22 protein-coding genes are annotated in these 26,645 nt (G+C 61.9%); 18 read left to right on the top strand and 4 right to left on the bottom strand.

Going from position 1 to position 26,645, the window contains the following annotated elements; translation table 11 throughout:
* Window positions 1-414: 414 nt before the first annotated feature.
* The 4 genes from IB245_RS03725 to IB245_RS03740 are packed head-to-tail and all read left to right on the top strand — an operon-like array spanning window position 415 to window position 5,122.
* Window positions 415-1,200 carry an efflux RND transporter periplasmic adaptor subunit gene (locus IB245_RS03725; protein ID WP_008039635.1) on the top strand — a complete coding sequence of 262 codons (786 nt, stop codon included), beginning with the start codon at window positions 415-417 and terminating at the stop codon, window positions 1,198-1,200.
* Window positions 1,197-2,516: an efflux RND transporter periplasmic adaptor subunit gene (locus tag IB245_RS03730; RefSeq protein ID WP_192226640.1), complete on the top strand. Its 1,320-nt coding sequence runs from the start codon at window positions 1,197-1,199 to the stop codon at window positions 2,514-2,516. Before IB245_RS03725 ends, IB245_RS03730 begins: the two co-directional genes overlap by 4 nt.
* Entirely contained in the window at window positions 2,517-4,613 is a 2,097-nt protein-coding gene (locus tag IB245_RS03735; RefSeq protein WP_192226642.1) for an efflux RND transporter periplasmic adaptor subunit, read from the top strand.
* An 11-nt stretch (window positions 4,614-4,624) separates the two neighbouring features.
* Complete coding sequence (locus tag IB245_RS03740; RefSeq protein WP_192226644.1) at window positions 4,625-5,122, top strand: GNAT family N-acetyltransferase; 498 nt, start codon at window positions 4,625-4,627, stop codon at window positions 5,120-5,122.
* Between the two features lie 140 nt (window positions 5,123-5,262).
* Here IB245_RS03740 and IB245_RS03745 read toward each other — a convergent pair whose 3' ends face one another.
* Together IB245_RS03745 and IB245_RS03750 are read right to left on the bottom strand one after the other, a co-directional pair.
* Window positions 5,263-5,574: a DUF6916 family protein gene (locus IB245_RS03745; RefSeq protein ID WP_192226646.1), complete on the bottom strand. Its 312-nt coding sequence runs from the start codon at window positions 5,572-5,574 to the stop codon at window positions 5,263-5,265.
* A gap of 54 nt (window positions 5,575-5,628) precedes the next feature.
* A complete protein-coding gene (locus IB245_RS03750) occupies window positions 5,629-6,216 on the bottom strand; it encodes a phage tail protein (protein WP_192226648.1) in 588 nt (195 codons plus the stop codon).
* 240 nt (window positions 6,217-6,456) lie between these two features.
* Here IB245_RS03750 and IB245_RS03755 point away from each other — a divergent pair, with 240 nt between their 5' ends.
* The 5 genes from IB245_RS03755 to cysC all read left to right on the top strand — a co-directional run bounded on the left by IB245_RS03755 (window position 6,457) and on the right by cysC (window position 18,203).
* Window positions 6,457-8,028 (top strand): glycosyltransferase family 39 protein, encoded by a 1,572-nt coding sequence (locus IB245_RS03755; protein WP_192226650.1) that lies wholly within the window; start codon window positions 6,457-6,459, stop codon window positions 8,026-8,028.
* Between the two features lie 152 nt (window positions 8,029-8,180).
* The gene (locus IB245_RS03760) at window positions 8,181-9,026 is read left to right on the top strand and encodes a sulfotransferase family protein (RefSeq protein WP_404943250.1); all 846 of its coding nucleotides are present in this window, start codon (window positions 8,181-8,183) and stop codon (window positions 9,024-9,026) included.
* 51 nt (window positions 9,027-9,077) lie between these two features.
* A complete protein-coding gene (locus tag IB245_RS03765) occupies window positions 9,078-16,061 on the top strand; it encodes an Ig-like domain-containing protein (protein WP_192226654.1) in 6,984 nt (2,327 codons plus the stop codon).
* A gap of 38 nt (window positions 16,062-16,099) precedes the next feature.
* Entirely contained in the window at window positions 16,100-17,614 is a 1,515-nt protein-coding gene (locus tag IB245_RS03770) for a TolC family protein (RefSeq protein ID WP_008034717.1), read from the top strand.
* On the top strand, window positions 17,598-18,203 hold the full coding sequence (gene cysC / locus IB245_RS03775) for an adenylyl-sulfate kinase (RefSeq protein ID WP_008039663.1): 606 nt from the start codon (window positions 17,598-17,600) through the stop codon (window positions 18,201-18,203). The genes IB245_RS03770 and cysC overlap by 17 nt, the downstream gene beginning before the upstream one ends.
* Before the next feature lie 4 nt (window positions 18,204-18,207).
* Here the strand turns inward: cysC and IB245_RS03780 are convergent, their stop codons facing one another.
* Together IB245_RS03780 and IB245_RS03785 are read right to left on the bottom strand one after the other, a co-directional pair.
* Complete coding sequence (locus IB245_RS03780; RefSeq protein WP_008034707.1) at window positions 18,208-18,963, bottom strand: slipin family protein; 756 nt, start codon at window positions 18,961-18,963, stop codon at window positions 18,208-18,210.
* Between the two features lie 2 nt (window positions 18,964-18,965).
* On the bottom strand, window positions 18,966-19,496 hold the full coding sequence (locus IB245_RS03785; RefSeq protein ID WP_192226655.1) for an NfeD family protein: 531 nt from the start codon (window positions 19,494-19,496) through the stop codon (window positions 18,966-18,968).
* A gap of 274 nt (window positions 19,497-19,770) precedes the next feature.
* Here IB245_RS03785 and IB245_RS03790 point away from each other — a divergent pair, with 274 nt between their 5' ends.
* From IB245_RS03790 to IB245_RS03830, 9 genes are all read left to right on the top strand, one after another.
* The gene (locus IB245_RS03790) at window positions 19,771-20,232 is read left to right on the top strand and encodes an aminoacyl-tRNA deacylase (RefSeq protein WP_008039666.1); all 462 of its coding nucleotides are present in this window, start codon (window positions 19,771-19,773) and stop codon (window positions 20,230-20,232) included.
* A 139-nt stretch (window positions 20,233-20,371) separates the two neighbouring features.
* Complete coding sequence (locus tag IB245_RS03795) at window positions 20,372-20,617, top strand: DUF2789 domain-containing protein (RefSeq protein ID WP_192226657.1); 246 nt, start codon at window positions 20,372-20,374, stop codon at window positions 20,615-20,617.
* A 91-nt stretch (window positions 20,618-20,708) separates the two neighbouring features.
* Complete coding sequence (locus tag IB245_RS03800) at window positions 20,709-20,954, top strand: type II toxin-antitoxin system Phd/YefM family antitoxin (RefSeq protein ID WP_008034696.1); 246 nt, start codon at window positions 20,709-20,711, stop codon at window positions 20,952-20,954.
* The gene (locus IB245_RS03805; RefSeq protein WP_008034695.1) at window positions 20,944-21,228 is read left to right on the top strand and encodes a type II toxin-antitoxin system RelE family toxin; all 285 of its coding nucleotides are present in this window, start codon (window positions 20,944-20,946) and stop codon (window positions 21,226-21,228) included. Before IB245_RS03800 ends, IB245_RS03805 begins: the two co-directional genes overlap by 11 nt.
* Before the next feature lie 379 nt (window positions 21,229-21,607).
* Complete coding sequence (locus IB245_RS03810) at window positions 21,608-22,036, top strand: MarR family winged helix-turn-helix transcriptional regulator (RefSeq protein WP_008034693.1); 429 nt, start codon at window positions 21,608-21,610, stop codon at window positions 22,034-22,036.
* Window positions 22,033-24,105: an FUSC family protein gene (locus IB245_RS03815; RefSeq protein ID WP_192226659.1), complete on the top strand. Its 2,073-nt coding sequence runs from the start codon at window positions 22,033-22,035 to the stop codon at window positions 24,103-24,105. Before IB245_RS03810 ends, IB245_RS03815 begins: the two co-directional genes overlap by 4 nt.
* Window positions 24,102-24,311: a DUF1656 domain-containing protein gene (locus tag IB245_RS03820; RefSeq protein WP_008034684.1), complete on the top strand. Its 210-nt coding sequence runs from the start codon at window positions 24,102-24,104 to the stop codon at window positions 24,309-24,311. The genes IB245_RS03815 and IB245_RS03820 overlap by 4 nt, the downstream gene beginning before the upstream one ends.
* Window positions 24,308-25,195, top strand: a complete 888-nt coding sequence (locus tag IB245_RS03825) for an HlyD family secretion protein (RefSeq protein WP_192226661.1) — start codon at window positions 24,308-24,310, stop codon at window positions 25,193-25,195. Before IB245_RS03820 ends, IB245_RS03825 begins: the two co-directional genes overlap by 4 nt.
* Window positions 25,192-26,640, top strand: coding sequence for an efflux transporter outer membrane subunit (locus tag IB245_RS03830; RefSeq protein WP_192226663.1), 1,449 nt, complete (start codon window positions 25,192-25,194; stop codon window positions 26,638-26,640). The genes IB245_RS03825 and IB245_RS03830 overlap by 4 nt, the downstream gene beginning before the upstream one ends.
* Window positions 26,641-26,645 lie beyond the last annotated feature (5 nt).

A 26,645-nucleotide genomic window follows, 5' to 3' on the forward strand; every position in this document is an offset into this window, starting at 1 on the left:
TGAGTAGTGGGTTGATCCTAAATGGGGTCCGCGATATGCGTCAACCATTGTCTGACCGAACTCTACTTCGCTGGATGTTTCTCCACCGCCGGCAACTCAGTTTTGTGTATTTGCCTGGCAAATGGTCAAGGTGCTTCGGGCTTCAACTATTAACAATTGTTGCGACTTTAAGGTTCCGGTGACAGCGAGTGTGTAGGGATGTGAATGTCTATGACTACTTTCATTTTTGGCCGAGTGGAAGTTCCCCATTTCATGTGGGATTTAATTCCATGTACTCATCGCATGGGTGATCAGCCCACTCCACGGGAAATAGTTATCAATTTGAAACCAGACATTTCCTACCAATAAACCCCACCCACTTGACGCTCACCCACGCTGTCATAGACTCCGCTCATCCGTCAGGGAGTTACGGTTATGCGACGAGTTCGTGTGTGGGTTATCGGATTGACCATTTTAACGTGTACTGCTCAGGCGCAAACGCCCGTGCCAGACGATCCGCTGTTGGACAGCAGCACCGTCGGCAGCAGCGGTTCGGCAGCCAGCACCGAGGCCCGTGGTGTGTTGCGGGCCAGGGATCAGGCGATGCTTGCCAGTGAGTTGTCCGGGCGGATTGTCGAGTTGCCGTTCAGTGAGGGCGAGTCGTTCAAGAAGGGCGATACGCTGGCGCGTTTCGATTGTTCGGCCTATCAGGCGCAGCTCAATGCGGCGCAGGCTGCGAGCCGTGGGGCCGGTGAGGAGTTGGCTCACAACAAACAACTGGCGGCGTTGAATTCGGTCGGGCGCTTCGAAGTGGCGCGGGCCGAGGCAAGGCTCAGCGAGACGCAGGCGCAATCTCAGGTGTATCAGGTTCAGGTCAAACGCTGCAGCGTGGTTGCGCCGTTTGATGGTCAGGTGGTGGAGCGCAAGGTTCAGCGTTTTGAAAGCGTTGCCGCCGGCGCGCCGTTGCTCGATGTGGTCGACAACCGCACCCTGGAAATCCATTTGCTGGTGCCGTCGCGCTGGATGGGCAAACTCAAGCCCGGCCAGACGTTCAGTTTTGTCCCCGATGAAACCGGCCGGCCACTGGATGCCACGGTCAAACGACTGGGGGCGCGAATTGACGAGGGCAGCCAGACCTTGCTGTTGGTCGCGACGTTGCCCAACGCCTCTGGTTTGTTGGCCGGCATGAGCGGCACGGCGCGTTTCGCGGAGCTCAAGTGAACGCTCCGGTCAGCGGCGGCGCGGAGCAGGTCTTCGCCCGCTTTCTCGATCTTGAGCGCCAGACCCGCGCCGCACGCACTCCGTCGCAACTGGCCTACAGCCTGGTCAATGACGCTCAGGCGTTGTTCGGTTTTCGTCATGCCGCGTTGTTGATTGCCGGCAAGGTGCACGCGGTGACGGGCGTGAGTACCGTCGACCCGAACGCGCCGTTCGTGGCGTTCGTCGAGCAGGCCGTGGCGCAGTTGTTCAAGCGTGATGTGCTGAAGCAGGCGCGGGTGATTGCGCCCGATCTGCTCAGCGAATCGATTCAGGCGGACTGGCAAAGTCTGTCCGCCGCCCAGGTGTTCTGGTTGCCGCTGATCGATCACCAAAGCGAAGTGTTCGGCGGACTGTGGCTGGCCAGGGATTTACCGTGGAACCCGGCGGAACAAGTGCTGCTGTCGCAACTCGGCGACACTTACAGTCACGCCTGGCTGGCGCTGCAACCGCACAAGCCCTGGCGACTGCGCTGGACCCGAAAACGTCAGGTCGCGTTGATCGTGCTGCTGGTGCTCGGAATGTTGATCCCGGTGCGCCAATCGGTGCTGGCGCCGGCCGAAGTAGTGCCATTGGGCGGGCGCGTCGTGGCTGCGCCGCTGGACGGCGTGATCGCCGAGTTCCTGGTCAAACCCAACCAGACCGTGAAAACCGGCGACCCATTGCTGCGCTTCGAAGGCACCACCCTCAAGGCTCAGGCTGATGTGGCCGAACGCGCGTTGGGCGTTGCCGAAGCTGAATTGAAAGCCAATTCCCAGCGCTCGTTTGCCGATGCCGAGTCCAGTTCGAAGATTGACTTGCTGGCGGCGCGCGTCGAACAAAAACGCGCCGAACGGGACTACGCCCGTGAATTGCTCAAGCGCAGCGAAGTGCGGGCCGAGCGCGACGGTATCGCGGTGTTCGCCGACGCCGAGCGCTGGACCGGCAAACCGGTGCAGACCGGCGAACGGCTGATGGAAATCGCCGACCCGAGCCAGGCCGAACTGCGTATCGAGCTGGCGGTGAGCGATGCGATTTCCCTGGAGCCGGGTGCGCAAGTCGCGCTGTTCCTCGACAGTGATCCGTTGCAACGGCATTCGGCCCGGCTCGAGCGCGCCGCATACGAAGCACAACCCACCGCCGGCGGGCAGTTGGCCTATCGGCTCGATGCCAGTTTCGATCAGGCGCCGCCACGCATCGGCTTGCGAGGGACGGCGAAAATCTTCGGCGATCGCGCGCCACTGGCGCTGTACCTGTTACGTAAACCACTGGCCGGTTTGCGCCAGAGTGTGGGGCTGTAGATGAGCCTGCCGAGCCTGCGCGCGGATTTGCAACTGACACCCGCTTCACCGGCGCTGGACGGCTCGCCGCGCTGGACGTTGGCCGACCCGGTGCGCGGTCGCTATTTCAAACTCGGGGTGGCGGCGATGCGCTTGCTGCGACATTGGTCCCTGGGCGATCCCGAAAAAATACTGCACGCCGCCAATCGCGAGCCGGGTTTGCCGTTGGCCGGCAGCGATCTGGAGCAACTGCTGAGCTTTCTGCGCAGCCACGATCTGATCAGTGCCCTCGACCCGCAGCAGCGTGAAAGTTACAACTTGAAAGCCGCCGCCCAGCATCAGTCGTGGTGGCAGGTCTTGTTGCATCAGTACCTGTTTTTCCGGATTCCTCTTTGGCGGCCGGATGCTTTTCTCAATCGCGCCTGGCCCTGGCTGTCACGATTCGGTCCGCAAACACTGCGCTTCGGATTGCCGGCAACACTGATCCTGGGGGTATTTCTGGTGTCCCGGGATTGGCAGCGATTCATCGCGACTTTCCCCCATTTGTTCAGCCTGGGTGGCGCACTGGCCTTCGGCGTGGCGTTGTTCTTTGCCAAGCTGTGCCACGAATTCGGCCACGCGTTCATGGCCAAGCGCGCAGGTTGTCGGGTGCAAAGCATGGGTGTGGCGTTCATGGTGCTGCTGCCGATGTTTTACACCGATGTCAGCGATGCCTGGCGGGTCAATGATCGACGTGCCCGCTTGCTGATCGGGGCCGGTGGCGTGTTGGCCGAACTGCTGCTGGCGAGCATCGCGCTGCTCGCCTGGTCGTTGTTGCCCGACGGACCGGCGCGCACGGCGGCGTTCATGCTCGCCAGTGCCACCTGGATTACCACGCTGGTGATCAACCTCAACCCGTTCATGCGGTTCGACGGCTACTTTTTGCTCAGTGATTTCTGGGACGTGGAGAACCTGCAAGGGCGAGCCTTTGCCCTGTGCCGCTGGCATCTGCGCGAGACCTTGTTCGGCTACGGCGCACCGGCTCCGGAGCCCTGGTCGGCGACGATGCGGCGGCGTTTGCTGGTCTGGGGTTATGGAACGTGGTTGTGGCGCGCGGTGCTGTTTTTCGGGATTGCGCTGGCGGTGTACCACTTGTTCTTCAAGCTCCTGGGGATTTTCCTGATGCTGGTGGAGCTGGTGTGGTTCATCTTTCTGCCTATCGTGCGCGAGTGGCGCGAGTGGTGGAGCCAGCGTGAGCACGCCCATGTGTCGCGGGTGTTGTTGAGTGCGTTGGGGCTGGCCGCGTTTGTGTTGTTTCTGGCGCTACCCTGGCGCAGTGCCGTGGAACTGCCGTCGATGCTCGAGGCCGGGCGCGTCAGTACCTTGCATGCGCCGGTGGCGGCGCGGGTCAAGCAGGTAAACGTCAGTGACGGTCAGGTGGTGGCTCAGGGCGATGTGCTGATCGAATTGGTGTCACCGGATCTGGATTCGCGCCAGGCCATCGTCCGTCGCGAAATCCAGATCCAGCAATTGCAGATGCGCCGCCAGGCAAGTCGCAGCGAAACCGCCGCCGATGCGGGCATTGTCGAGCAGCGCCTGGCGGAGGCCGTGGCCGAATACCGTGGGTTGGCTGCGCAACGGGAGCGGCTGCTGATTCGGGCGCCGCAGGCGGGCAAGGTGCGAGATCTGTTGCCGCAGTTGTCCGCCGGCCGCTGGTTGTCGCCCAAAGATCCGTTGGCGCGGGTGGTGGAGGACGGCGCACGGCTGCGTGGTTATCTGGCCGAGGCTGAGTTGTGGCGTGTTGCCCCGGGCGCCAGTGGGCGGTTTATCGCCGATGATCCGATGCACCCGGCGATCGCCGTGCAATTGACCGAAATCGACACCAACGGTGCGACCTATGTCGATCAGGAGGCATTGACCTCCGATCACCACGGGCCGATTGCCGTGCGCCGGGATGCCTCGCAACGGGCCGAGCCGGTACAGGGACAATACGGCGCGCGGCTGAACACCCTCGAGGCCACCCCGACGCCGCTTCAACCTTTGCGTGGCGTGGTGGTGTTGCAGGGGAGCGGCGAGTCTTTGCTGGGCGTTGCCTGGCGGCGGATGGCCGCGTTGGGTGTCAGGGAAAGCGGTTTCTAGGGAGAGCAGCGATGGCGAACACGGATGCTGTGGTGGCCGACGGTTTGGTGGTGCGGCCGTCGCGCGTTAACGATGGACCTTTTCTGCACAGGCTTTACCAATCGGCACGACCGGATCTGCAATGGATCGACGGCGAGCGAGAGGTGGTTGAGCAGGTCGTCGCCCAGCAATTCCAGGTACAGGAACAAGGGCTGGGGGAGCACTTCCCCAATGCGATGCACTACGTGATCGAAAAACTCGACACGGCCATCGGTGCGTTGACCACTGATTTTGGTCCCAATGAAATCCGCGTGCTGTACCTGGCGTTCATCCCGCAGGCTCGTGGCCAGGGTTACGGTCGGGCGGTGCTGCAAGGGGTGCAGAAAGCAGCGCAGCAGATTCGCTGCCCGGTGGCCACGGTGGTCTGGGCCAACAATGCCCATGCGCGCCAGCATTACCTGGCGCTGGGGTTTCAGGTTGAAGAGCGTAATCCGGCGGCGGAGCGGTTGGTGTGGTATCCGAATGGCTGAGCGCACCGCCGAACCTCAATGTGGGAGCGGGCTTGCTCGCGAAGGCGGTGTGTCAGTCGACAAAACGCTGCCAGACACACCGCTTTCGCGAGCAAGTCGAATCGTCGCACCGCCGCTCCCACATTTTGATCCCGGTGTGTTCAGTTGAATGCGATGTAGAAGTAACCCACGCCCGGATCCCTGCCCATGGCGGGCACCCGTGAGACAAAAATATCCTCCACGTAGCCAAGTTCCGGTAACTCCAGCGCACACAACCCATCTACAAACTCTGTGGGTTGCAGGCTGTTGAACTCGACCACGAACGGCATGCGTTCGCTTTTCGGCATCCGCGATCGGGGTGATTCTTCAAGGCTGTCGAAATGGATCGGCAGCTCACTGCCATCCGGCAACCGCAGCGTCCCCGTCTTTCCCAGAAGCGCCTGAAAGTGTTGGTGTTGAACCTGTTGCAGCATGGCGTCACTCCCAAAATGAAAGTGACCGGGGGCCTTGAATCCCCCGGCCGGATTTCAACCGCGCGAAGGGAACAGCCCTTCCAGGGCAATGCTGAAGTTCAGCACCAGGAACGGGTTCATCGTTTCCATGGGCAGGCCGTTGCCGGCGGACGAGATTTCCCCGGTGACCGTCGTGGCCACACCCTTGAGCGGCACGGCCGCCGCACCTTGCTGATCGGAGTAGATGCTCGCCGAGCCCGGCCCGCCGCCGGAAGCGCCGATGTACGAGTTGGTCGCGGTGGGGGTGGTGACCGGGTTGCTCGCCGGGCTGGCCAGTTGCAGGGTGGTAGTGGCCGTCAGCCCGGACAGGGCGTGGGTGTGATTGGGCAGGTTGGTGATGGTCGCGGTGACGTTCTCGGTCCCGGAGAACTCGCCGATGACGCGTGGGGTCAGGTTCAGCCCGTTACCCATGCACACCGGCATTCGGCCTTGCAGGTTGGGCAGCATGAAGTTGGAGACGCCATTGCCTCCGAAGTTGACGCCCAGCAGCGCGAACATTGCGTTGTATTGCTGGATTGCGAGCGTCTGGCCATTACACAAGGCCCAGCCGCTGGGCGCGTAGTTAAAGGCGAAAGGCTGGATAGTGCCGATGAATACTTCCATAGTTCCTCATCCCTCAGGTTAGTTGTCTGGCGCGCCACAAGCGTGGTCCGGACATCCGGCCCCATCGTTGCGATCAGCCGACTCCATTCATTTCCCTGGCTGAGTCACGCCAAACCAGAGCGTAGTTGATGCGCCTCACGGCCGAATGTCGCTGGTCGCAAAACCGGCATCGACGACGAACCGGCGCCGTCCTAAAGTGATCAACAGGCAGGGTGGTCGAGGGCTGTTTCAGGGGGGGTAATGGAGGCGCGCAGAGAAACACCGTTTGGCGGCACCCATGAGCCGCACGCCGCACCCGGCATCTGGGCGATTGTTCAGCGCTGGTTGCGCTGGGCGCAGGAGCACTGGCTGTTGCCGATCCTGGCGTTGGCGGCGCTGGTGCGTTTCTACGACCTGACGGCGGCCGCCATTTGGGGCGATGAAGGTTCCAGCCTGCTGCTGAGTCAGTATTCAGTGGCCGACATCTGGGTCCATGCGGCCCATGATGTGCACCCTCCGCTGTATTTCCTGCTGCTGCATGGCTGGGTCGGGTTGTTCGGCGACGGCATTTTTTCGATCCGCTGCCTCAGCGCCTTGCCCGGCATCGTCACTGTGTGGCTCGGCGTCTGGCTGATGGATTTGCTCGCCACTCGCCGTGCAGCGTTGCTGGCCGGTTTCCTGCTAGCACTGTTGCCCACGGCGGTGCGCTACAGCCAGGAAGTGCGCATGTATTCGCTGTTGGGGTTGTGGCTGATCGGCGCGACGATTGCCCTGGCCTACTGGATCAGGCGCCCGCATCGCAGACGGTACCTGGTGGCGTATGCGCTGTTGATGACTGCTGCGTTCTACACCCACTACTTCACGGCCCTGTGCGTGCTCTGCCACTGGCTGTATCTGGGGCTGATCCGCGTCCAGCCGGGGCATCGATTGCGCCATGTCCAACGCCCCGGCTGGTGGCTGGCGAATGTCGCGATCGTGTTGTTGTACCTGCCGTGGGCGCCGAGCCTGATCGATCTGCTCCAGCACCTGGATCAACTCAAGGCCAACGGCGATGTGGGCTGGGAAACGCCTGTCACGTTCGGCTCGTTGCCTTCGATGTTCTGGTCGTTCCTGATCCAGGACGATGGCGAAAACCTGCCGACGCTGATGTTCATCGCGATGCCGCTGGCGTTACTGGCCATTGTGGGGGTGGCGCTGGCGCGAGACCGCAGTGTCTTTCGTGGCAGCGCGCTGCTGGTGATCTACACGGCGTTGCCGTTGCTGCTGGTGTTCGGGGTTTCGTTTATCACGCCGGTGTTCATCGAGCGCTACCTGACGGCGTATGCCCTGGGGCTGCCGATGATTGTCGCGCTGGCGGTTGATCGTCTGTATTCAGGCTTTCGGGTGCTGGCCGTGACGGTGCTGGTGCTGTTTGTCGGTGTTGAACTGGTGGGTCTGAAGAACAACGCCACGGTGGACACCAATGATCAAATCAACGTCATGGTCGACTACGTGAACCAGCACTTCGTGACCGGTGACCGGATCGTTACCAGCGACATGCTCTGGTACCTCAGTTACGTCTATTACAACCGCACCGAGGCCAAGCCCCTGCTGTTCACTCCGCCGCTGGCCAATGGCGCTTCGAGCCGGCCGAACGCCTATGGCTTTGGCACATTGGTGACTCAGGACACGTACCTCGACAGTCTCGACCGCTTGCCCAAGGGCAGTGGCCGAGTCTGGCTGATTGGCACCGTCGATGTTCCGGACGAATTCGCGCCGTTACCCTCAGGCTGGCAGCGCTCGGGCGAAACACAGGCGGGAGGCGCCACTGCGCGATTGTTCGTACTGCATTGAGCCGGTGGAATGCTTAAACGATTCACCTCACAAGCAGTAATAAAAAACGCGTTTTAGTCAGCGCCGTAACTTCGATTTGATATCAAAACACCACTACTTCTAAGGCCATTCATGGTCTACGCTCCGTCATACATAAAGGACTTATGACTAGGGTGAAGGGATTGCAGCAGTTCCATTTTATTTCCGGCTTGCCGCGCTCGGGCTCGACCCTGCTTTCTGCAATCCTTTTGCAGAACCCGCGTTTCCATGCCGGCATGACCAGCCCCGTCGGCTCACTCTTTTCCGGTGTCCTCGAACAATGCAGCGCCGGCAGCGAGTTCGGCGCGGTGATCGATACCGACCTGCGTCGCCGTTTGCTTCGCGGCCTGTTTGACTCCTTCTACGCCGACAAGGCCGACAAACCGGTGGTGTTCGACACCAACCGCTTGTGGAGTTCGCGCCTGCCGGCCATCAGCGATCTGTTCCCGCAAGCCAAGGTCATTGCCTGTGTGCGCAACGTTGCCTGGGTCATGGACAGCATCGAGCGTCTTTATCGCGCCAACCCTTTTGAAAACACCAAGCTGTTCGGCGATGCGGTCGAACGCAACACGGTTTACAGCCGCTGCGAAACCCTCGCCCAACGCAATCGCCTGGTCGGTTTTGCCTGGGCGGCGCTCAAGGAAGCCTATTACGGTGAACACGCCGACTCGCTGCTGATCGTCGATTACGACCTGCTGACCCAGGCGCCTGACCGGGTGATGCGGCTGGTCTACGACTTCATTGGCGAACCCTGGTTCGAGCACGATTTCGACCACCTGGCCTACGATGCGCCGGAGTTCGATCAAGCCCTCGGCGTGTCCGGCCTGCACAAGGTCAAACCCAAAGTCGAGTTGCAATCGCGGCGCACGATTCTGCCGCCGGATTTGTTCAAGCAGTACGCAGAATTGTCCTTCTGGCTCGATGGCTCTGCCAGCGCCGCCAATGTCATTCGTATGAAAGCCGATGCTGCGATCAGTTGATCGCGGCGTTTTCGTTTACGCAGAAAAAACGTTCGAGTCCGGGTGAGTAACATGTGGTGGAGCAACGGCAAGTCACGGATTACCAAAGGCGCACGAGCGCTGGCCTCTCCAATGATCATGTCCCTGGAACCGCGAATGCTGTTCGACGGCGCGGTCGCGGCCACGGTGGCCGATACCGCCCAGGCTGACAGCCACACCACGGCCGACGCGGCCAAGCCGCCCGTTGCGGAGAAACCGGCCGCCAGCCAGGACACCCACGGCCAGGCCGATGCCACGCCCGCCGTGGCGCCCGTTGCCGTGCCGGGACAGAGCGTGGTGTTCGTCGATTCCCGGGTCAAGGATGCCGACAGCCTGCTCAAAGGTGTGGCGCCCGGTACTCAGGTGGTTCAACTCGATGCCACCAAGGACGGCTTGCAGCAGATTGCCGATTACCTGGACACCCATCAGGGCATCAGCTCGGTGCAGATCATCGCCCACGGCAATGCGGGCGATCTGTGGCTGGGGAACAGTTACCTGTCTGCCGACAACGTCGCGGCCCGCAGCGCGGTGCTGGCGGAAATCGGCAAGGACATGAACGTCGGCGGCGACATCCTGATCTACGGCTGCTACACCGCCGAGGGTGAACGGGGTTTGAACTTCGTCGATTCCCTGGCGCAATTGACCGGCCGTGATGTGGCGGCGTCCAGCAACCGTACCGGCGTGGGTGGCGACTGGGATCTGGAGATCGCCACCGGCAATATCGAAAGCGCCAACGTGCTGTCGAAAATGGCCATGAGCGACTATCAGTGGGGCCTGGCGAGCTGGACGGCCACCAACAATGCCAACACCGGCGTTGGCTCATTGCGTGCCGCCATCGCTTCGGCGCAGAACGGCGATACCGTCACTTTCAGCACCGGCATGACGGTGCAGTTGACCTCCGAACTGCTGATCAACAAGAACATCATCGTTGATGGCGACTTGAACAACGACGGTGTGGCGGATGTGACTCTCGACGGTCAGTACAGGACCCGGGTGATTGAAATTGCGGCGGGCAAAACCGTGACGCTCGATGGTCTGGTGATCACCCGTGGCCTGGTGTCGGGCACGGGCGGCAACGGTGGCTACGGCGCCACGGGCGCGATGGCCGGGGGGATTTTCAACGCAGGGGTCCTGACGCTGAACAACGTGACCGTGACCTCAAACGCCGCTTCTGGCGGCGGTGGCGGCGGCGGTGTCACGGGGGCGTTTTACGGCGGTGGCGGCGGCGGCGGTGGCGGTCTGGGCGGCCAGGGTGGCGGGCACGGCGGTTCGGCCGGGCCGGGCACCGGCACGTTGGGCGGCCAGGCGGGCAGCGGTGGCGTTGGTGGTTACGGCGGCGGTTACGACGCGACCCACATGGGCGGTCGCGGCGGTACCAGCACTGGCGGGGCTGGCGGCGTGGGCGTTTCCTACTACAGCAACGGCGGTAACGGTGCGACGGCCACCAATGGCACGATTTCCATTGGCGGCGGTGGCGGCGGCGCCGGTTGGGACAAGGTCGGTGGCGCCGGCGGCAACGCGGCGGGCGGGATCTACAACGCAAGCTCCGGCGTTATCACCATCATCGGCACGTCGAACATTACCAACAACATCGGTGCCGGTGGTGGCGGCGGCGGTGGTGGTGGCCAAGGCAGCAACGCCTCCAACGGCGGCATCGGCGGCCGGGGCGTCGGTGCGATCTGGAACAAGGGCACATTGCTGATCACCGCCGCCAACTTCGCGGCCCTGGCCGGTAATGCCGCGGGCAGCGGTGCCGGTGGTTCTGCGCAGGGCGGGGGGACAATCGGCACCTCGCCGACCGCCGTGGCGGCAATCTACAACGACGGCGGCATACTCAACACCGCCTACGCACCGCCGCCGACCGCAACCATTGTGGTCGCCGATACCACGTTGAGCATCGGCGAAACGAGCCTGGTGACCATCACCTTCTCCGAAGCGGTGACCGGTTTCACCAACGCGGACCTGACCATCGCCAACGGCACCTTGAGCGCAGTGAGCAGCAGCGACGGCGGTATCACCTGGACGGCAACGTTCACGCCAACCGCCAGTATTTCCGACACGACCAACGTCATCACCCTCGACAATACCGGGGTGATCAACGGCCTGGGTACTGCTGGCGTCGGCACCACCAATTCCAATAACTACGTCGTCGATACCGCTCGCCCGACCGCCACCGTCGTATTTACCGACACGGCGCTCAAAGCCGGCGAAACCTCGCTGGTGACCATCACCTTCAACGAAGCGGTGACCGGTTTAACCAACGCCGACCTGACGATTGCCAACGGCACCTTGACGGCGGTGAGCAGCAGCGATGGCGGCATCACCTGGACGGCCACGTTCACTCCGACGGCCAGCATTACTGACTCGACCAACCTGATTACCCTGGACAACACCGGTGTCAGCGACCTGGCGGGCAACGCCGGCAGCGGCACTACCGACTCGAACAACTACGCCATTGATACCGTGCGGCCGACCGTGACCATCGTCGTGGCCGACACAGCGCTGAGCATCGGCGAAACCTCGCTGGTGACGTTCACTTTCAGCGAAGCGGTCAGCGGTTTCACCAACGCCGACCTGACCATCGCCAACGGCACATTGACGGCGGTGAGCAGCAGCGATGGCGGCATTACCTGGACCGCGACCTTCACACCGACCGCCAGCATCAATGACACGACCAACCTGATCGTCCTGAACAACACCGGCATCAGCGATCTGTCGGGCAACGCCGGCAGCGGCACCACCGATTCCAACAATTACGCCATTGATACCGTGCGTCCTACCGCGACCATCGTGGTGGCCGACAATGCACTGAAAATCGGCGAAACCTCGCTGGTGACCATCACCTTCGCCGAGGCGGTGAGCGGTTTCAGCAACGCCGACCTGACCATCGCCAACGGTACGCTGACGACAGTGAGCAGCAGCGACGGCGGCATCACCTGGACGGCGACCTTCACCCCGACCAGCGCCATCACCGACAGCACCAACCTGATCACCCTGGACAACACGGGTGTCAGCGACCTGTCGGGCAACGCCGGCAGCGGCACCACCGACTCCAACAACTACGCCATCGACACCGTGCGGCCAACGGCAACCATCGTCGTGGCGGACACTGCGCTGAGGATCGGTGAAACCTCGCTGGTGACCATCACCTTCAGTGAAGCGGTCAGTGGTTTGACCAACGCGGACCTGACGATTGCCAACGGCACCTTGAGCGCCGTCAGCAGCAGCGATGGCGGCATCACCTGGACTGCGACCTTCACGCCGAGCGCCAGCATCAACGACACGACCAACCTGATCACCCTGGACAACACCGGCATCAGCGACCTGTCGGGCAACGCCGGCAGCGGCACGACCGATTCCAATAATTACGCCATCGACACCGTGCGTCCGACCGCCACGATTGTACTGGCCGATACTTCACTGACCGCCGGCGAAACCTCGCTGGTGACCATCACCTTCAGCGAAGCGGTCAGCGGTTTCACCAATGCGGACCTGAGCATCGCCAACGGCACCTTGAGCGCGGTGAGCAGCAGCGACGGCGGCATCACCTGGACCGCGACCTTCACGCCAACGGTGGGTGTGAACGATGCGACCAACGTCATCACCCTGAACAATACCGGTGTGGCCGACCTCTCCGGCAACACAGGCAGCGGGACTACCAACTCCGGTAACTACACGATTGATACCGTGGCACCGACAGCCACCATTGTCGTCGCCGACACCGCACTGAGAATCGGCGAAACCTCGCTGGTGACCATCACGTTCTCCGAGGCCGTGACCGGTTTCAGCAACGCCGACCTGACGATTGCCAACGGTACCTTGAGCGCGGTGAGTAGCAGCGACGGCGGCATTACCTGGACCGCCACCTTCACGCCAACCGTCAGCATCACCGATGCGACCAACCTGATCATCCTGGACAATAGCGGCGTGCAGGGGGGCAGCAGCGGCAACGTGGGCATCGGCACCAGCAATTCGAACAACTACGCCATCGACACCGTGCGTCCGACAGCAACCGTCGTCATGGCGGACACTGCGCTGAGGATCGGTGAAACCTCACTGGTGACCATCACCTTCAGCGAGGCGGTCACTGGTTTCACCAACGCGGACCTTACGATTGCCAATGGCACCTTGAGCGCGGTCAGCAGCAGCGATGGCGGCATCACCTGGACGGCGACCTTCACGCCGAGTGCCAGCATCAACGACACGACCAACCTGATCACCCTGGACAACACCGGCATCAGCGACCTGTCGGGCAACGCCGGCAGCGGCACCACCGATTCCAATAATTACGCCATCGACACAGTCCGGCCTACCGCGACCATCGTCGTGGCCGACCCAACCCTGACCGCCGGCGAAACCTCGCTGGTGACCATCACCTTCAGCGAGGCGGTCAGCGGTTTCACCAATGCAGACCTGAGCATCGCCAACGGCACCTTGAGCGCGGTGAGCAGCAGCGACGGCGGCATCACCTGGACCGCGACCTTCACGCCAACAGTGGGTGTGAACGATGCGACCAACGTTATCACCCTGAACAATACCGGTGTGGCCGACCTCTCCGGCAACACAGGCAGCGGCACCACCAACTCTGGTAACTACACGATTGATACCGTGATTCCGACGGCCACCATTATCATTGCCGACAACGCGCTGAAAATCGGCGAAACGTCGCTGGTGACCATCACGTTCTCCGAGGCCGTGACCGGTTTCAGCAACGCCGACCTGACGATTGCCAACGGTACCTTGAGCGCGGTGAGCAGCAGCGATGGCGGCATTACCTGGACGGCAACCTTCACCCCGACCAGCGCCATCACCGACAGTACCAACCTGATCACGCTGGACAACAGCGGTGTACAAAACGGCTCGGGCAATACCGGCATCGGCAGCACCGACTCCAACAACTACGCCATCGACACCGTGCGCCCGACGGCGACGATCATTGTGACGGACCCCACGCTGGCGGTGGGTCAAACCTCGCTGGTGACGATCACCTTCAGCGAGGCGGTCACTGGCTTCACCAACGCCGACCTGACGATTGCCAACGGCACCTTGAGCGCGGTCAGCAGCAGCGACGGCGGCATCACCTGGACGGCCACTTTCACGCCGAGCGCGAGCATCAACGATGCGACCAACCTCATTACGCTGAACAACACGGGGATCGCGGATCTGGCCGGTAACTCGGGCTCAGGCACCACCGATTCCAACAACTACACCATCGACACAGCCCGGCCCACCGCGACCATTGTGGTCGCCGACAGCACCCTCAGCGCGGGCGAAACCACGCTGGTGACTATCACGTTCAGCGAAGCCGTGAACGGTTTCGACAACAGTGACCTGAGCATCCCCAACGGAACGTTGAGCGCCGTGAGCAGCAGCGATGGCGGCATCACCTGGACCGCCACGTTCACACCGACGGTTGGCATCAAGGACACCAGCAACCTCATCACCCTGAACAACACCGGGGTGACCGACATCGCCGGTAACACGGGTAGCGGAACCACCAACTCGGCGAACTTCACGATCGACACTGTGCTGCCGACAGCCACCATTGTGGTCTCCGACACGGCGCTGAAGGCGGGTGAAACCGCGACGGTGACCATCACCTTCAGCGAAGCGGTGAGCGGTTTCTCCAACGCCGACCTGACGATTGCAAATGGCACGCTCAGCAACGTGTCTTCGGGCGATGGCGGTGTCACCTGGACGGCAACGTTCACCCCGACGTCGAGCATCACCGACACCAGCAACCTGATTACCCTCGACAACACCGGCGTGGCCAACGCCTCGGGCAACAGCGGTGTAGGCACCACCGACTCCAACAATTTCGCCATCGACACCGCGCTGCCGACCGCCACCATTGTGGTTGCCGACAACCGCCTGGGCATTGGCGAAACCACCACGGTGACCATCACCTTCAGTGAAGCGGTGAGTGGATTCGATCTGTCGGACATCAGCGTGGCCAACGCTGTGCTGTCGAACCTGACCAGCAGCGACGGCGGTATCACCTGGACCGCGACCCTGACGCCGACCGCCGGCATTAACGATGCGACCAACCTGATCTTGCTCGACACCGGCACCTTGCAGGACCTCGCGGGAAATGCCGGCGCGAGCATCGCTATTTCCAACAACTATGCCCTGGACGTAACCCGGCCAACGGTGAGCATCGTGGTCGCCAACCCGAGCATGGCTGCCGGCCAGAGCACGGTGGTGACGTTCACCTTCAGCGAGGCCGTGAGTGATTTCGACCTGTCGGACCTGAGCGTGACCAACGGCGACTTGTCCAACCTGAGCAGCAGCGACGGCGGCAAGACCTGGACCGCGACCTTCACGCCAACTGCCAATGTCAGTGACCCGAGCAACTTTATCGCCCTCGACACAAGCAATGTCACCGACCTGGCGGGTAACGCGGGGGCCACGGTGTCGGTCTCCAACAACTACGCGATAGGCGTCGTGGCGCCGACGCCGGCGCCGGCTACGGTGCAGGTGACCCCGGATCCGGAGTTCCTCAGCAGCGACCCGGTGATCGTGACCGATCAACCGAACGTGCCACTGCAACCAATCATCTTCGCCCCGCCCTCTGGTGATCTGGGCTCGCCGCTGACGTTTGCTCCGTTATTCGAGAGCCGGGTGATCGGCAACGGCATCCGGCCGTTGGGCGACATCTTCATGAACAACGGCGCGCTGGCGCAGAGTTTCATTGCGCAGGTGTTCAGCAGCAGCGACAGCGGCGGTGAAGGTGCAGGCCATGGCTTCCTTGGTTTCGGTGGTGGCGATGGCGGGGTTTTCAGCACCAGCACGTTGTCGAGTCTGTTCAATCAGGAGTCCGGTAACGAGCGAGACTCGCTGAATTCCTTTGGCAGCCATTCGATCAAGGCCGGTGATGTTTCACAGGGGCTGCGCGGCGTGTTTGGCGCGCCGAGCCTCGTCCAGCAATTGCAACAGCTCAAAGACACCGAGCAACGGCAGGTCAACGACCTGGCCGCTGCTTTGAAACAGGCCGGCATCAGCGAAATGCAGGCCTGAAATACTTAAAGCAGTGCGTCACCCAGGGGCAGTCAAGGATGAAGAGAAGTCAGCAGTTGTTTGTCGCCAGCCTGCTCGCGCTGGCGATCAGTGGATGTGCCGTCAAAAGTGAACCGATCGAACGCAGCGTCAGCGAACAGCGCGCCCGAAGCGATCTGCAAAGCATGTACAAGGGGCAGGAACCGCTCAGCGGTCCGCTGACTCTGCATCAGGCCATGGCCCGCGCGGTGAAGTACAACCTCGAAGGCCGGCTCAAGATCATGGAAGAGGCATTGGCCAAGCGCCAACTCGACCTCGCCAGTTTCGACATGTTGCCGCGCATGGCGCTGGACGCTGGTTATGTCGGCCGCAACAACGTCAGCGCCTCCAGCAGCCAGAGCGTGCGGACCGGCACCCAGTCGTTGGAACCGTCGACTTCACAGGACCGCGATCGTGAAGTGGCAGACCTGACCATGGTCTGGAACGTGCTCGATTTCGGCGTCAGTTACATCAGCGCCAAGCAACAGGGCGACCAGCGGCTGATCGTTCAGGAACGCCGGCGCAAAGTGATCAACACCATCGTTCAGGACGTGCGCTCGGCCTATTGGCGAGCCATGGCCGCCGAGCGCTTGCTCAAGCAGATCGACAGCCTCATGTCCCGGGTCGAGACCGCGCGCGGCAACAGCCAGAGCATGAGCCAGCAGCGCATCGGCGATCCGATCCAGGCGCTGGGATATCAACGCTCGCTGATCGAAGCCACGCGCCAACTCGAAGAGCAGCGCCGCGCCCTGTCGCTGGCGAAAACCGAACTGGCGACCCTGATCAATCTGCCGCTGGGCACCGAATTGACCCTGGCGACCCAGGACGACTACGTCATCCCGGAACTCAAGGTCGACCTCGCCAGCCTGGAGCAGGAAGCCCTGACCAGCCGCCCGGAACTGCGTGAGCAGGATTACCAGAGCCGCATCAGCGCCGCCGAAACCCGCAAAGCCATGCTGCGTCTGCTGCCGGGGCTGGAGTTCTCCGCTGGCGGGCATTACGACAGCAACTCCTTCCTGGTGGAGCAGGGTTGGGCCGACTACGGCGTGAAGGTGACCTGGAACCTGTTCAACGTGATCTCGGCGCCGGCGGCGATCAACGTCGCCAAGGCCGGTGAAGAAGTGGCCACGGCGCGCCGTCAGGCCATGTCGATTGCGGTGCTGGCGCAGCTCTATGTGGCCAACGCCAACTACCGCGAGGCGCTGCGGCAATTCAAGACCAATCAACAACTGTCGGACATTGACGGGCAGATTGTCGGCCAACTGCGCAATCGCTATCAGGCGGCGGGGCTGGGCGAACTGGACTTGATTCAGGGCGAGTTGAACACCTTGCAGGCCGATCTGCGCCGCGACCTGTCGTACGCCGATCTGCGCAACGCGTACGGGCAGATTTTTGCCAGCGCGGGGCTCGATCCGCTGCCGGACCAGGTGCAGTCCACCGAAGTCCAGTCCATCGCCACCGCGTTGGCCAATCGCGAATCAGCGTGGGCGGCGGGCGACATCACGGTGCCGGTGACGCATGTCCAGACTCAATAACCTGCAGGCGCCGACGGCGAGCATCAGCCGGGCACAACGTGAAGCCCGCAACGGCCATCGCGGCACGGTGATTTTGCTGACCGGTTTGCCGGCAGCGGGGAAGTCGACCCTGGCCCAGGCGCTGCACGCCGAATTGTTCGAACGCGGCGTGCAGAGCGTCGTGCTCGACGGCGATGGGCTGCGGGTCGGGCTCAATCGTGATCTGGGTTTTGCTGACAGCGATCGCCAGGAAAACATTCGCCGTGCCAGCGAAGTGGCGGCGTTGTTGGTGGAGAACGGGCACATCGTGATTCTGGCGATGATCGCGCCGTTGCTGGAGTTGCGTGAGTTGTTTGCCACGCGTCTGGGCGAGGACTACCGCGAAGTCTGGTGCAGCGCATCACTGGCGGTGTGCGAGCGGCGTGACCCCAAAGGTCATTACGCCCGCGCACGTCGCGGTGATTTGGCCGGGTTTACCGGGGTTTCCGCGCCTTATGAACCGCCCCCGTCCGCTGCGCTGGTACTCGACACCGGGGCGCAGTCGGTCGAAGCCTGTCTCGACCGTTTACTGACCTGGCTCGGCGAGTGCGCCGTGTTGCCCAAAGGCTGATTGTTCAAGGTTTGGACAAATCCGCCATGCCTTTGAGCAGCTCGATGGGCAGTGGAAAAACGATGGTCGAACTCTTGTCCCCGGCTATCGAACTCAGGGTCTGCATGTAACGCAGCTGCATGGCGCCCGGCTGACGGCCAAGCATTTCGGCGGCCTGCATGAGTTTTTCCGAGGCTTGCAATTCGCCTTCGGCGTGGATGACCTTGGCCCGACGTTCCCGCTCGGCTTCGGCCTGCTTGGCGATGGCGCGGACCATCGATTCGTTGAGGTCTACGTGCTTGATTTCGACGTTGGCGACCTTGATGCCCCAGGCGTCGGTCTGCGCATCGAGCACTTGCTGGATATCGATGTTCAGCCGTTCGCGCTCGGCCAGCAGTTCATCGAGTTCGTGTTTACCGAGCACCGCGCGCAAGGTGGTCTGGGCCAGTTGACTGGTGGCCATCAGGAAATCTTCCACCTGGATGATCGCCTTCTGCGGGTCGAGCACGCGGAAGTACAGCACCGCATTGACCTTGACCGAAACGTTGTCGCGGGTGATCACGTCTTGCGGTGGCACGTCGAGCACCACGGTACGCAAGTCGACGCGGACCATTTGCTGGACCACCGGAATCAACAGGATCAGGCCGGGGCCTTTGACTTGCCAGAAACGACCGAGCTGGAACACCACCCCGCGCTCGTATTCACGCAGGATGCGAAAGGTCGATCCCGCCAGTGCAATCACCAACAGCAGCAGCGCGGCAAAACCCAGTTGCAGGCCCATGGTTATTCTCCATCCGGCGCCGCGTCAGCCGCGGCCACTTTCAGCACTAATCCCTTGCGTGCCACCACCCGGACCTGTTGCCCGGGTTGCAGTGGCGTGGCGCTGAGTACTTGCCACTTTTCGCCTTGCAGGTGCACCCAGCCGTTGCAGGCATTGCCGGGCTGCAACGACATCACCGGGGCCACGCTGCCCACCAGTCCGGCATCGCCACTGACGGTTTGGCGCGGTCGGGTTTTCAGGGCGTGGATCACCAGGAAGATCAACAACAACGCGCTGATCAGCCCCAGGCCGATCATCAATGGCACAGGCACTTCGGTGTTGCTCAGGATCACCGCGCCGATGACGAACATCACAATCCCGCCCAACCCGATCACGCCGTAGTTGGGCAAGGCGGCTTCGGCGATCAGGAACGCGATGCCGAATGTGATCAGCCAGATTCCGATGGGGTTGGGAATCAGCACGATTGTGTCCGCCGCGAACGCCGACCCGCTCAGGGCCAACAGTAATGCGACTGCACAGCAACGAATGTTCACTTGACCCTCCTTGTAGGCGCGAGCCTGTTCCGGGCGGCGTTCCGACGATGAACCTGAGAGCGCCTCACCCATCCGTTCAGTCCGCGTTCCCGCTGGCGCCCATCGCTAAATACAGTCTAGTCGAGCTGAGGGTTGTACGAATTTTGTACAGTTGTCGACGGTGTTCCGGCGGGCAGATTTCCCACGCGAAGACGCCAGCGGGCCTAGACTTTTCAATGGTGAGAACAGGTTTATTCATTGTCCGTGAACGTTGTTGCGGACACCGAGGTGCATCATGCGTATGGCAAGAACCATGCAGCGCAGCCTGGAAAAGGCGCACTGCGAATTTGACATCGTTACCCACCCACACTCGGCCAGCAGCCTTGAAACGGCGCGGGTCGCGGGCATTCCTGCCGAACGGGTGGCCAAGTCGGTGATCCTCGACGACCACCACGGTCATTTCCTGATGGCCGTGCTGCCGGCGAGTCGTCACCTGGACCTGAGCAAAGTGCGCAGCAGCGGCGAGTGGCAGATCACCCGGGAAAGCACCCTGGCGCATCTGTTCGAAGACTGCGAACGCGGCGCGGTGCCGGCGTTGGGTGAGTCCTATGGCCTGGACATGGTCATCGACCCCTTGCTGACCCGGCAGAACGACATCTATCTGGAGGCCGGCAACCACAACAACCTGCTGCACATGAGCGTGCCGGAGTTCCTGAAAATGGTGCCGCATGCCGAGGTGCGGGAGTTGAGTAGTTGAGTTTTGCGGCGACAGTGACATCGCCTTCGCGGGCAAGCCTCGCTCCTACAGTGGACCGCGATTCCCTGTAGGAGCGAGGCTTGCCCGCGATTGACTGCGCAGCAGTCACCCATCATTTGCCATAAAAAAGGAGCTAGACATGGAATCCCCAACCCACACCCTCCCTTCCCTGTTCAAACAACTCGGCCTGCCCGATGACGCCGAAAGCATCGATAAATTCATCGCCACCCACTCACCGCTCAAGCCCGAACTGCATTTGGCCGACGCCTTTTTCTGGAGCCCGAGCCAGGCGCAGTTTTTGCGCGACGACATTCTGGATGACGCGGATTGGGCGGAGGTGGTGGATCAACTGGATGTGTTGCTGAGGAAAGGGCGCGGGGTGTAAAACCATCGAAGAAACTCAGTTGTATAGTTTTTCAAGGTTGCTCAGGAACTACAAATAGACCAGAATTGTGACCTTAATTGAGGTCTTATTTATGCAAAATGTTCTGGCTGATATGGCAGTTAGTGTGTCTGAGCTGAAGAAAAACCCATCTGCGGTTCTGAGCGGAGCTCATGGTGGGCCCGTCGCAGTGCTCAATCACAATCGAGTCATGGGGTATATGGTCCCGGCGGACGTATTCGAAGCAATGATGGAGCGCCTCGATGACCTTGAGTTAGCCGAAATCGTTCGCTCTCGTCGGCATGAAACGCCAATGCCGGTAAGCCTGGATGACCTATAAGCTCGAATTCCTGCCGTCCGCACGCAAGGAGTGGGACAAGCTTGGGCATACGTTGCGTGAACAATTCAAAAAGAAACTGGCAGAGCGACTTGAGTTGCCTCGAGTCCCGGCCGACGCCCTGCATGGGATGCCTGACTGCTACAAAATCAAGTTGAAGTCCTCGGGATACAGACTGGTCTACGAGGTCATTGATGAGCGTGTGGTGATTTCTGTGGTGGCGGTCGGTAAGCGCGAGCGCAGCACTGTGTACGAGCGGGCGAAGAAACGCTCATAGCTCACTCATCTTTCATTTGGCAGCTTTCAATCGTCTACGCGCAAACTCGGTTTCGATTTCCTCGTTGCTTAAGCCTGGCTCCTTGTGCCGTGAGAGCCGCGCCGTATCTACTTTCCGTTGCAGGAACCAGCGATAACAATCTGCGTCTCCGGTATTGGGGCCAGGTTTGGTTTCTGGTGTTGGGCACTCAGTCATTGGATTCTCGCTTGGGGTCGGCAGCGTTATATGGGGTCGAGTGATCCTTGCCGATTTTCGGCTATGCCTTATCCACTAAATTGTTTCAAAACTTGACCAACTTTCCCCTCAAATGACATATTGATAGTTAGCAAACTAACAGTGTGTCTTTCCGCTCGTGCCAAAAAACCTCGACGCTCTCCAGATGAACATCAGCAGCTCCATGGTGGTGGCCGCCCGGCATTGGCGGAAGATCTGCCAGACCACGCTGGTCAACTATGGAATCTCCGAAGCCTGCGCCGTTCCGTTGTTGATGATCGGGCGGTTGGGTGAGGGCGTGCGGCAGGTGACGGTGGCGCAGGCGGCCGGGATGGAGAGCCCTTCGCTGGTGCGGCTGCTCGATCAGTTGTGTCATGCCGGCTACGTTCGTCGCACCGAAGATGCCCATGACCGCCGCGCCAAATGCCTGAGCCTGACCGACACCGGTCGGGAGTTGGTGCAGGCCGTCGAAATCGAGTTGGTGCGCTTGCGTAATGAAGTGCTGGAAGGCATCGCCCCGAGTGATCTGGAGGCCGCGTTGCGGGTATTGAAAGCGTTTGAGGCGGCCAACGCTCCGTCGGTGGTGAACCCTTGAGCGGATTTTTTACCGGCGTTCCCCCGGCGCGGGACTGGTTCTACGGCGTGCGCACTTTCGCGGCGTCGATGATCGCGCTGTACATCGCCATGCTCATGCAAATGCCGCGTCCGTATTGGGCGATGGCCACGGTCTACATCGTTTCCAGTCCGTTTGTCGGCCCCACCAGTTCCAAGGCGTTGTACCGCGCGGTCGGTACGTTTCTGGGTGCGGCGGCGGCAGTTTTTTTCGTGCCGATGTTTGTTCAGAGCCCCTATGTGCTGGTGATCGTTATCGCGCTGTGGACCGGGGTTCTGCTGTTCCTGTCGTTGCACCTGCGTACCGCCAACAGCTACGCGTTGATGCTTGCCGGTTACACCTTGCCGCTGATTGCTTTGCCGGTAGTGGATAACCCGTTGGCGGTGTGGGATGTCGCTGAAGCGCGGACTGAAGAGATCTTCCTCGGCATCGCCGTCGCGGCAGTGGTCGGCGCGATGTTCTGGCCTCGGCGGCTGGCGCCGGTGTTCAACGATTCGGTGAACAAATGGTTTGCCGATGCCTCGACCTACAGCCTGCGATTCCTCAGCCGCAACGTGCAGCCGGACGAAGTCAGCGCGCTGCGCTCGTCGATGGTCGCGACCTTTAACACCCTGGAATTGATGATCGGCCAGTTGCCGCACGAAGGCGCGCGCCCGCAAACCGTGCGCAATACCAAGGAACTGCGCGGCCGAATGATTCATCTGCTGCCGGTGATCGACGCGCTCGATGACGCGCTTTACGCCCTTGAGCGGCGCACGCCGGAGCTTGTGGATAAGTTCGCGCCATTACTGGCCGCCACCACCGAATGGCTCAACCACAAAGACGCCGACCTCGGTCGCTGGCAAGCGCTGAAAGATCAACTCGAAGCGCTGCAACCCACTGCCGAAGCGCTGGATGATCGCAAGCAATTGCTGTTCTCCAACGCGCTGTACCGTCTCGGCGAATGGGTCGATTTGTGGCAGGACTGCCGCAGCCTGCAATACGCCATACAGTGCGAAAGCCAGGACAGTTGGCGCGCGGTGTACCGGCATTGGCGCCTCGGTCGCCTGTCGCCGTTTCTCGACCGTGGGCTGATGTTTTATTCGGCGGCGTCCACGGTCACCGCGATCATTGTCGCCTCGGTGTTGTGGATTCTGCTCGGCTGGACCGATGGCGGCAGCGCGGTGATTCTGGCGGCGGTGGCGTGCAGCTTCTTCGCGTCGATGGACGACCCGGCGCCGCAGATTTACCGGTTCTTCTTCTGGACGGCGATGTCGGTGCTGTTCGCCAGTCTTTACCTGTTCCTGGTGCTGCCTAACCTGCATGATTTCCCGATGCTGGTGCTGGCGTTCGCCGTGCCGTTCATTTGCATCGGCACCCTGACGGTCAAGCCGCAGTTTTACCTGGGCATGCTGCTGACGCTGGTCAACACCTCGTCCTTCATCAGTATCCAGGGCGCTTACGACGCGGATTTCCTCAGCTTCGCCAATTCCAACCTGGCCGGCCCGGTCGGTTTGCTGTTTGCGTTTGTCTGGACCCTGATCGCCCGGCCGTTCGGCGCAGAACTGGCGGCCAAGCGCCTGACCCGTTTCAGTTGGCGCGACATCGTCAGCCTCACCGAGCCGGCCTCCCTGGCCGAGCATCGCCGCTTGGGTGTGCAGGTGCTCGACCGTTTGATGCAGCATTTGCCGCGCCTGGCCATGACCGGCCAGGACACCGGCATCGCATTACGCGAAGTGCGCGTGGCGCTGAACTTGCTCGACTTGCTGGCCTACACGCCGCGGGTGTTCGGCGTACCGCAGACATTGCTGCACCAAGTGGTGGCCGAGGTCGGCGAGTATTTCAAGGCCTGCCTCAAGGCTGGCGAACGTTTGCCGGCGCCCAGTGCGTTGTTGATGACCATGGACCGCGCGCGCCGCGCCCTGAACCGCGAATGCGATGACGGCGCCCGCCTGCACCTGCTGCACGCCTTGAGCGGCTTGCGTCTGGCCTTGCTGCCCGGTGTGGAATTCCTCGGCACCGGCGACCTCGAAGAACCGCTTCCCCATGGCATCGATGGAGCGCCTTTATGATCGGTGATCTGGATATCAGCGGGGTGTTCCTGCCCACGCTGCTGGTGCTGATGGGCATTACCTATGTGATTTACCTGCTGGTGCACGGGTTGCTGACGCGCCTGCACTTTTACCGTCTGGTCTGGCACCGGGCATTGTTCAACGTGGCTCTCTACGCTTTGCTGCTCGGCGCCGTGGACTCACTCAGTCGATACCTGATGACATGAAAAAACCTTTTCTGACCCTTGGTCGCGTGGTCCTGACCCTGCTGATCGTGACCTTCGCCGTTGTCGTGGTCTGGCGCATGGTGATGTATTACATGTTCGCGCCGTGGACCCGCGACGGGCACATTCGCGCCGACATCGTGCAGATCGCCCCGGACGTGTCCGGGCTGATTCAGCAAGTGGACGTGCGCGACAACCAATTGGTGAAACGCGGCCAAGTGCTGTTCAGCATCGATCAGGACCGTTTCAAGCTCGCCCTGCGCCAAGCCAAAGCAGCGGTCGCCGACCGTCAGGAAACCCTGGCGCAAGCGCAACGCGAAGCCAAGCGTAACCGTGGCCTCGGCAATCTGGTGCCGGGCGAGCAACTGGAAGAAAGCCAATCACGAGTCGCCCGCGCCGAAGTGGCGCTGATGGAAGCGCAAGTGGCGGTGGACAGCGCCCAGCTCAACCTCGACCGCTCGACCATCCGCAGCCCGGTGGATGGCTACGTCAACGACCGCGCGCCGCGTGCGCAGGAATTCGTCACCGCCGGGCGTCCGGTGTTGTCGGTGGTGGACAGCAATTCCTTTCACATCGACGGCTATTTCGAAGAAACCAAACTCGACGGCATCCACGTTGGCCAGAGCGTCGACATTCGCGTGATCGGTGACCGCGCCCGCCTGCGCGGCCATGTGGAAAGCATCGTCGCGGGCATCGAAGACCGTGACCGCAGCAGCGGCAGCAACCTGCTGCCGAACGTCAACCCGGCGTTCAGCTGGGTGCGGCTGGCGCAGCGGATTCCGGTGCGGATCGCCTTCGATGACGTGCCGGCGGATTTCCGCATGATTGCCGGGCGCACCGCGACGGTCTCGATCATCGGCGACCAGCAGCAGGAGCCGGCCAAATGAGCAGGGCCTCGGGTTTGGCGATTGCCGGATTGAGTTTGCTGCTGTCGGCGTGCCAGACGGTCGGGCCGGATTATCAACTGCCGGAAGAGGCGGCCGTTCACCGCGAAGATTTTCAGGGCGAACTGGCCGTGGACGGCAAACCGGTGGTCTCGGCGCCGGTGCCGGCCGATTGGTGGCGCCTGTATCAGGACCCTCGGCTTAATCAACTGGTCCAGCAAGCGTTGGCGTCCAACACCGATCTGCGTGTGGCGGCCGCCAGCCTGCTGCGGGCTCGCGCGCAGGTCGATGAAGCCGAGGCCGCCGGAGGCTGGAGCGGTGGCATAAAAATGGGCGCCGAGCGTTTGCAGGAGTCCGGCGAAGCGTTCCTGTTGCCCGAGAAAGTGCCGGTGGCCAACATCGGTGATATCGGCATCAGCGCTTCATACCAGTTCGATCTGTTCGGCACGCTCAAGCGCGGCATCGAAGCGGCCAAGGCCAATGCCGATGCGACCCAGGCCGCCGCCGATACCGCACGTATCACCTTGGTGGCCGATGTGGTGCGCGCCTACACCCAGGTGTGTGCGGCTAATGAAGAACGGGAAATTGCCCAGCACTCCCTCGACCTGCAATCGCAGAGCACCACACTGATCCAGCGCCTGCGCGACGCCGGTCGAGGTGATGAAACCCAGGTCACCCGTTCGCAAACCCAATTCAAGTCCCTGCGCGCCGAGATGCCGCGCTACGAGGCTGCGCGTCAGGCCGGGCTGTTCCGTCTGTCGATGCTGCTGGCCAAACCGGTCGATCAATTGCCGGCCGGCACCGCCAGTTGCGCGCAGCTGCCGAAAATCGCGCAATTGGTGCCGGTGGGCGATGGTGCCTCACTGCTCAAGCGTCGCCCCGATATCCGCCAGGCTGAGCGTCGGCTGGCCGCTGCGACGGCCGGTATCGGCGTCGCCACCGGTGAGCTGTACCCGGACATCCGCATCGGCGCGACCATTGGCACCGTCGGCATTCTGGAAAACCTCGGCGAGCCTTCCACCAATCGCTGGGGCTTCGGCCCGTCGCTGAGCTGGAGCGTGCCGACCAACGGAGCCCGGGCGCGAATCCGCGAAGCTGAAGCCGTGACCCAGGCGACGCTGGCGCACTTTGATGGTGTCGTTCTCAACGCCATACGTGAAACCCAGACCAGCCTGGCGCAGTACTCGGCGTTGCTGCAGCGTCGAGAAGCCCTGGCGGACGCCGAACAATCGGCGAAGCTGGCCGCCGACCAGACGCACCGTTTCTTCCAGGCCGGCCGCGAGTCGTTCCTGGCCGACCTGCAAGCGACCCGCACCTACACCGACGTCACGGCGCAACTGGCCGCCGCCAACACTCAGGTTGCGTTGAGCCAGATCGATCTGTTCCTGGCGCTGGGCGGCGGCTGGGAAAGCGGACGAACGCAAGGCTCGAATACCGGCAAACCCTGAGGCCG

It is taken from the genome of Pseudomonas sp. PDM02, assembly GCF_014852285.1.
Taxonomy (GTDB): domain Bacteria; phylum Pseudomonadota; class Gammaproteobacteria; order Pseudomonadales; family Pseudomonadaceae; genus Aquipseudomonas; species Aquipseudomonas migulae.

Excerpts from the sequence above, each read along its gene's own strand:
- IB245_RS03725 (WP_008039635.1), top strand. The coding sequence starts at position 415 with ATGCGACGAGTTCGTGTGTGGGTTATCGGATTGACCATTTTAACGTGT.
- IB245_RS03735 (WP_192226642.1), top strand. The coding sequence starts at position 2,517 with ATGAGCCTGCCGAGCCTGCGCGCGGATTTGCAACTGACACCCGCTTCA.
- IB245_RS03740 (WP_192226644.1), top strand. The coding sequence starts at position 4,625 with ATGGCGAACACGGATGCTGTGGTGGCCGACGGTTTGGTGGTGCGGCCG.
- IB245_RS03745 (WP_192226646.1), bottom strand. The coding sequence starts at position 5,574 with ATGCTGCAACAGGTTCAACACCAACACTTTCAGGCGCTTCTGGGAAAG.
- IB245_RS03750 (WP_192226648.1), bottom strand. The coding sequence starts at position 6,216 with ATGGAAGTATTCATCGGCACTATCCAGCCTTTCGCCTTTAACTACGCG.
- IB245_RS03755 (WP_192226650.1), top strand. The coding sequence starts at position 6,457 with ATGGAGGCGCGCAGAGAAACACCGTTTGGCGGCACCCATGAGCCGCAC.
- IB245_RS03765 (WP_192226654.1), top strand. The coding sequence starts at position 9,078 with ATGTGGTGGAGCAACGGCAAGTCACGGATTACCAAAGGCGCACGAGCG.
- IB245_RS03770 (WP_008034717.1), top strand. The coding sequence starts at position 16,100 with ATGAAGAGAAGTCAGCAGTTGTTTGTCGCCAGCCTGCTCGCGCTGGCG.
- cysC (WP_008039663.1), top strand. The coding sequence starts at position 17,598 with ATGTCCAGACTCAATAACCTGCAGGCGCCGACGGCGAGCATCAGCCGG.
- IB245_RS03780 (WP_008034707.1), bottom strand. The coding sequence starts at position 18,963 with ATGGGCCTGCAACTGGGTTTTGCCGCGCTGCTGCTGTTGGTGATTGCA.
- IB245_RS03790 (WP_008039666.1), top strand. The coding sequence starts at position 19,771 with ATGCGTATGGCAAGAACCATGCAGCGCAGCCTGGAAAAGGCGCACTGC.
- IB245_RS03795 (WP_192226657.1), top strand. The coding sequence starts at position 20,372 with ATGGAATCCCCAACCCACACCCTCCCTTCCCTGTTCAAACAACTCGGC.
- IB245_RS03800 (WP_008034696.1), top strand. The coding sequence starts at position 20,709 with ATGCAAAATGTTCTGGCTGATATGGCAGTTAGTGTGTCTGAGCTGAAG.
- IB245_RS03805 (WP_008034695.1), top strand. The coding sequence starts at position 20,944 with ATGACCTATAAGCTCGAATTCCTGCCGTCCGCACGCAAGGAGTGGGAC.
- IB245_RS03810 (WP_008034693.1), top strand. The coding sequence starts at position 21,608 with ATGAACATCAGCAGCTCCATGGTGGTGGCCGCCCGGCATTGGCGGAAG.
- IB245_RS03820 (WP_008034684.1), top strand. The coding sequence starts at position 24,102 with ATGATCGGTGATCTGGATATCAGCGGGGTGTTCCTGCCCACGCTGCTG.
- IB245_RS03825 (WP_192226661.1), top strand. The coding sequence starts at position 24,308 with ATGAAAAAACCTTTTCTGACCCTTGGTCGCGTGGTCCTGACCCTGCTG.
- IB245_RS03830 (WP_192226663.1), top strand. The coding sequence starts at position 25,192 with ATGAGCAGGGCCTCGGGTTTGGCGATTGCCGGATTGAGTTTGCTGCTG.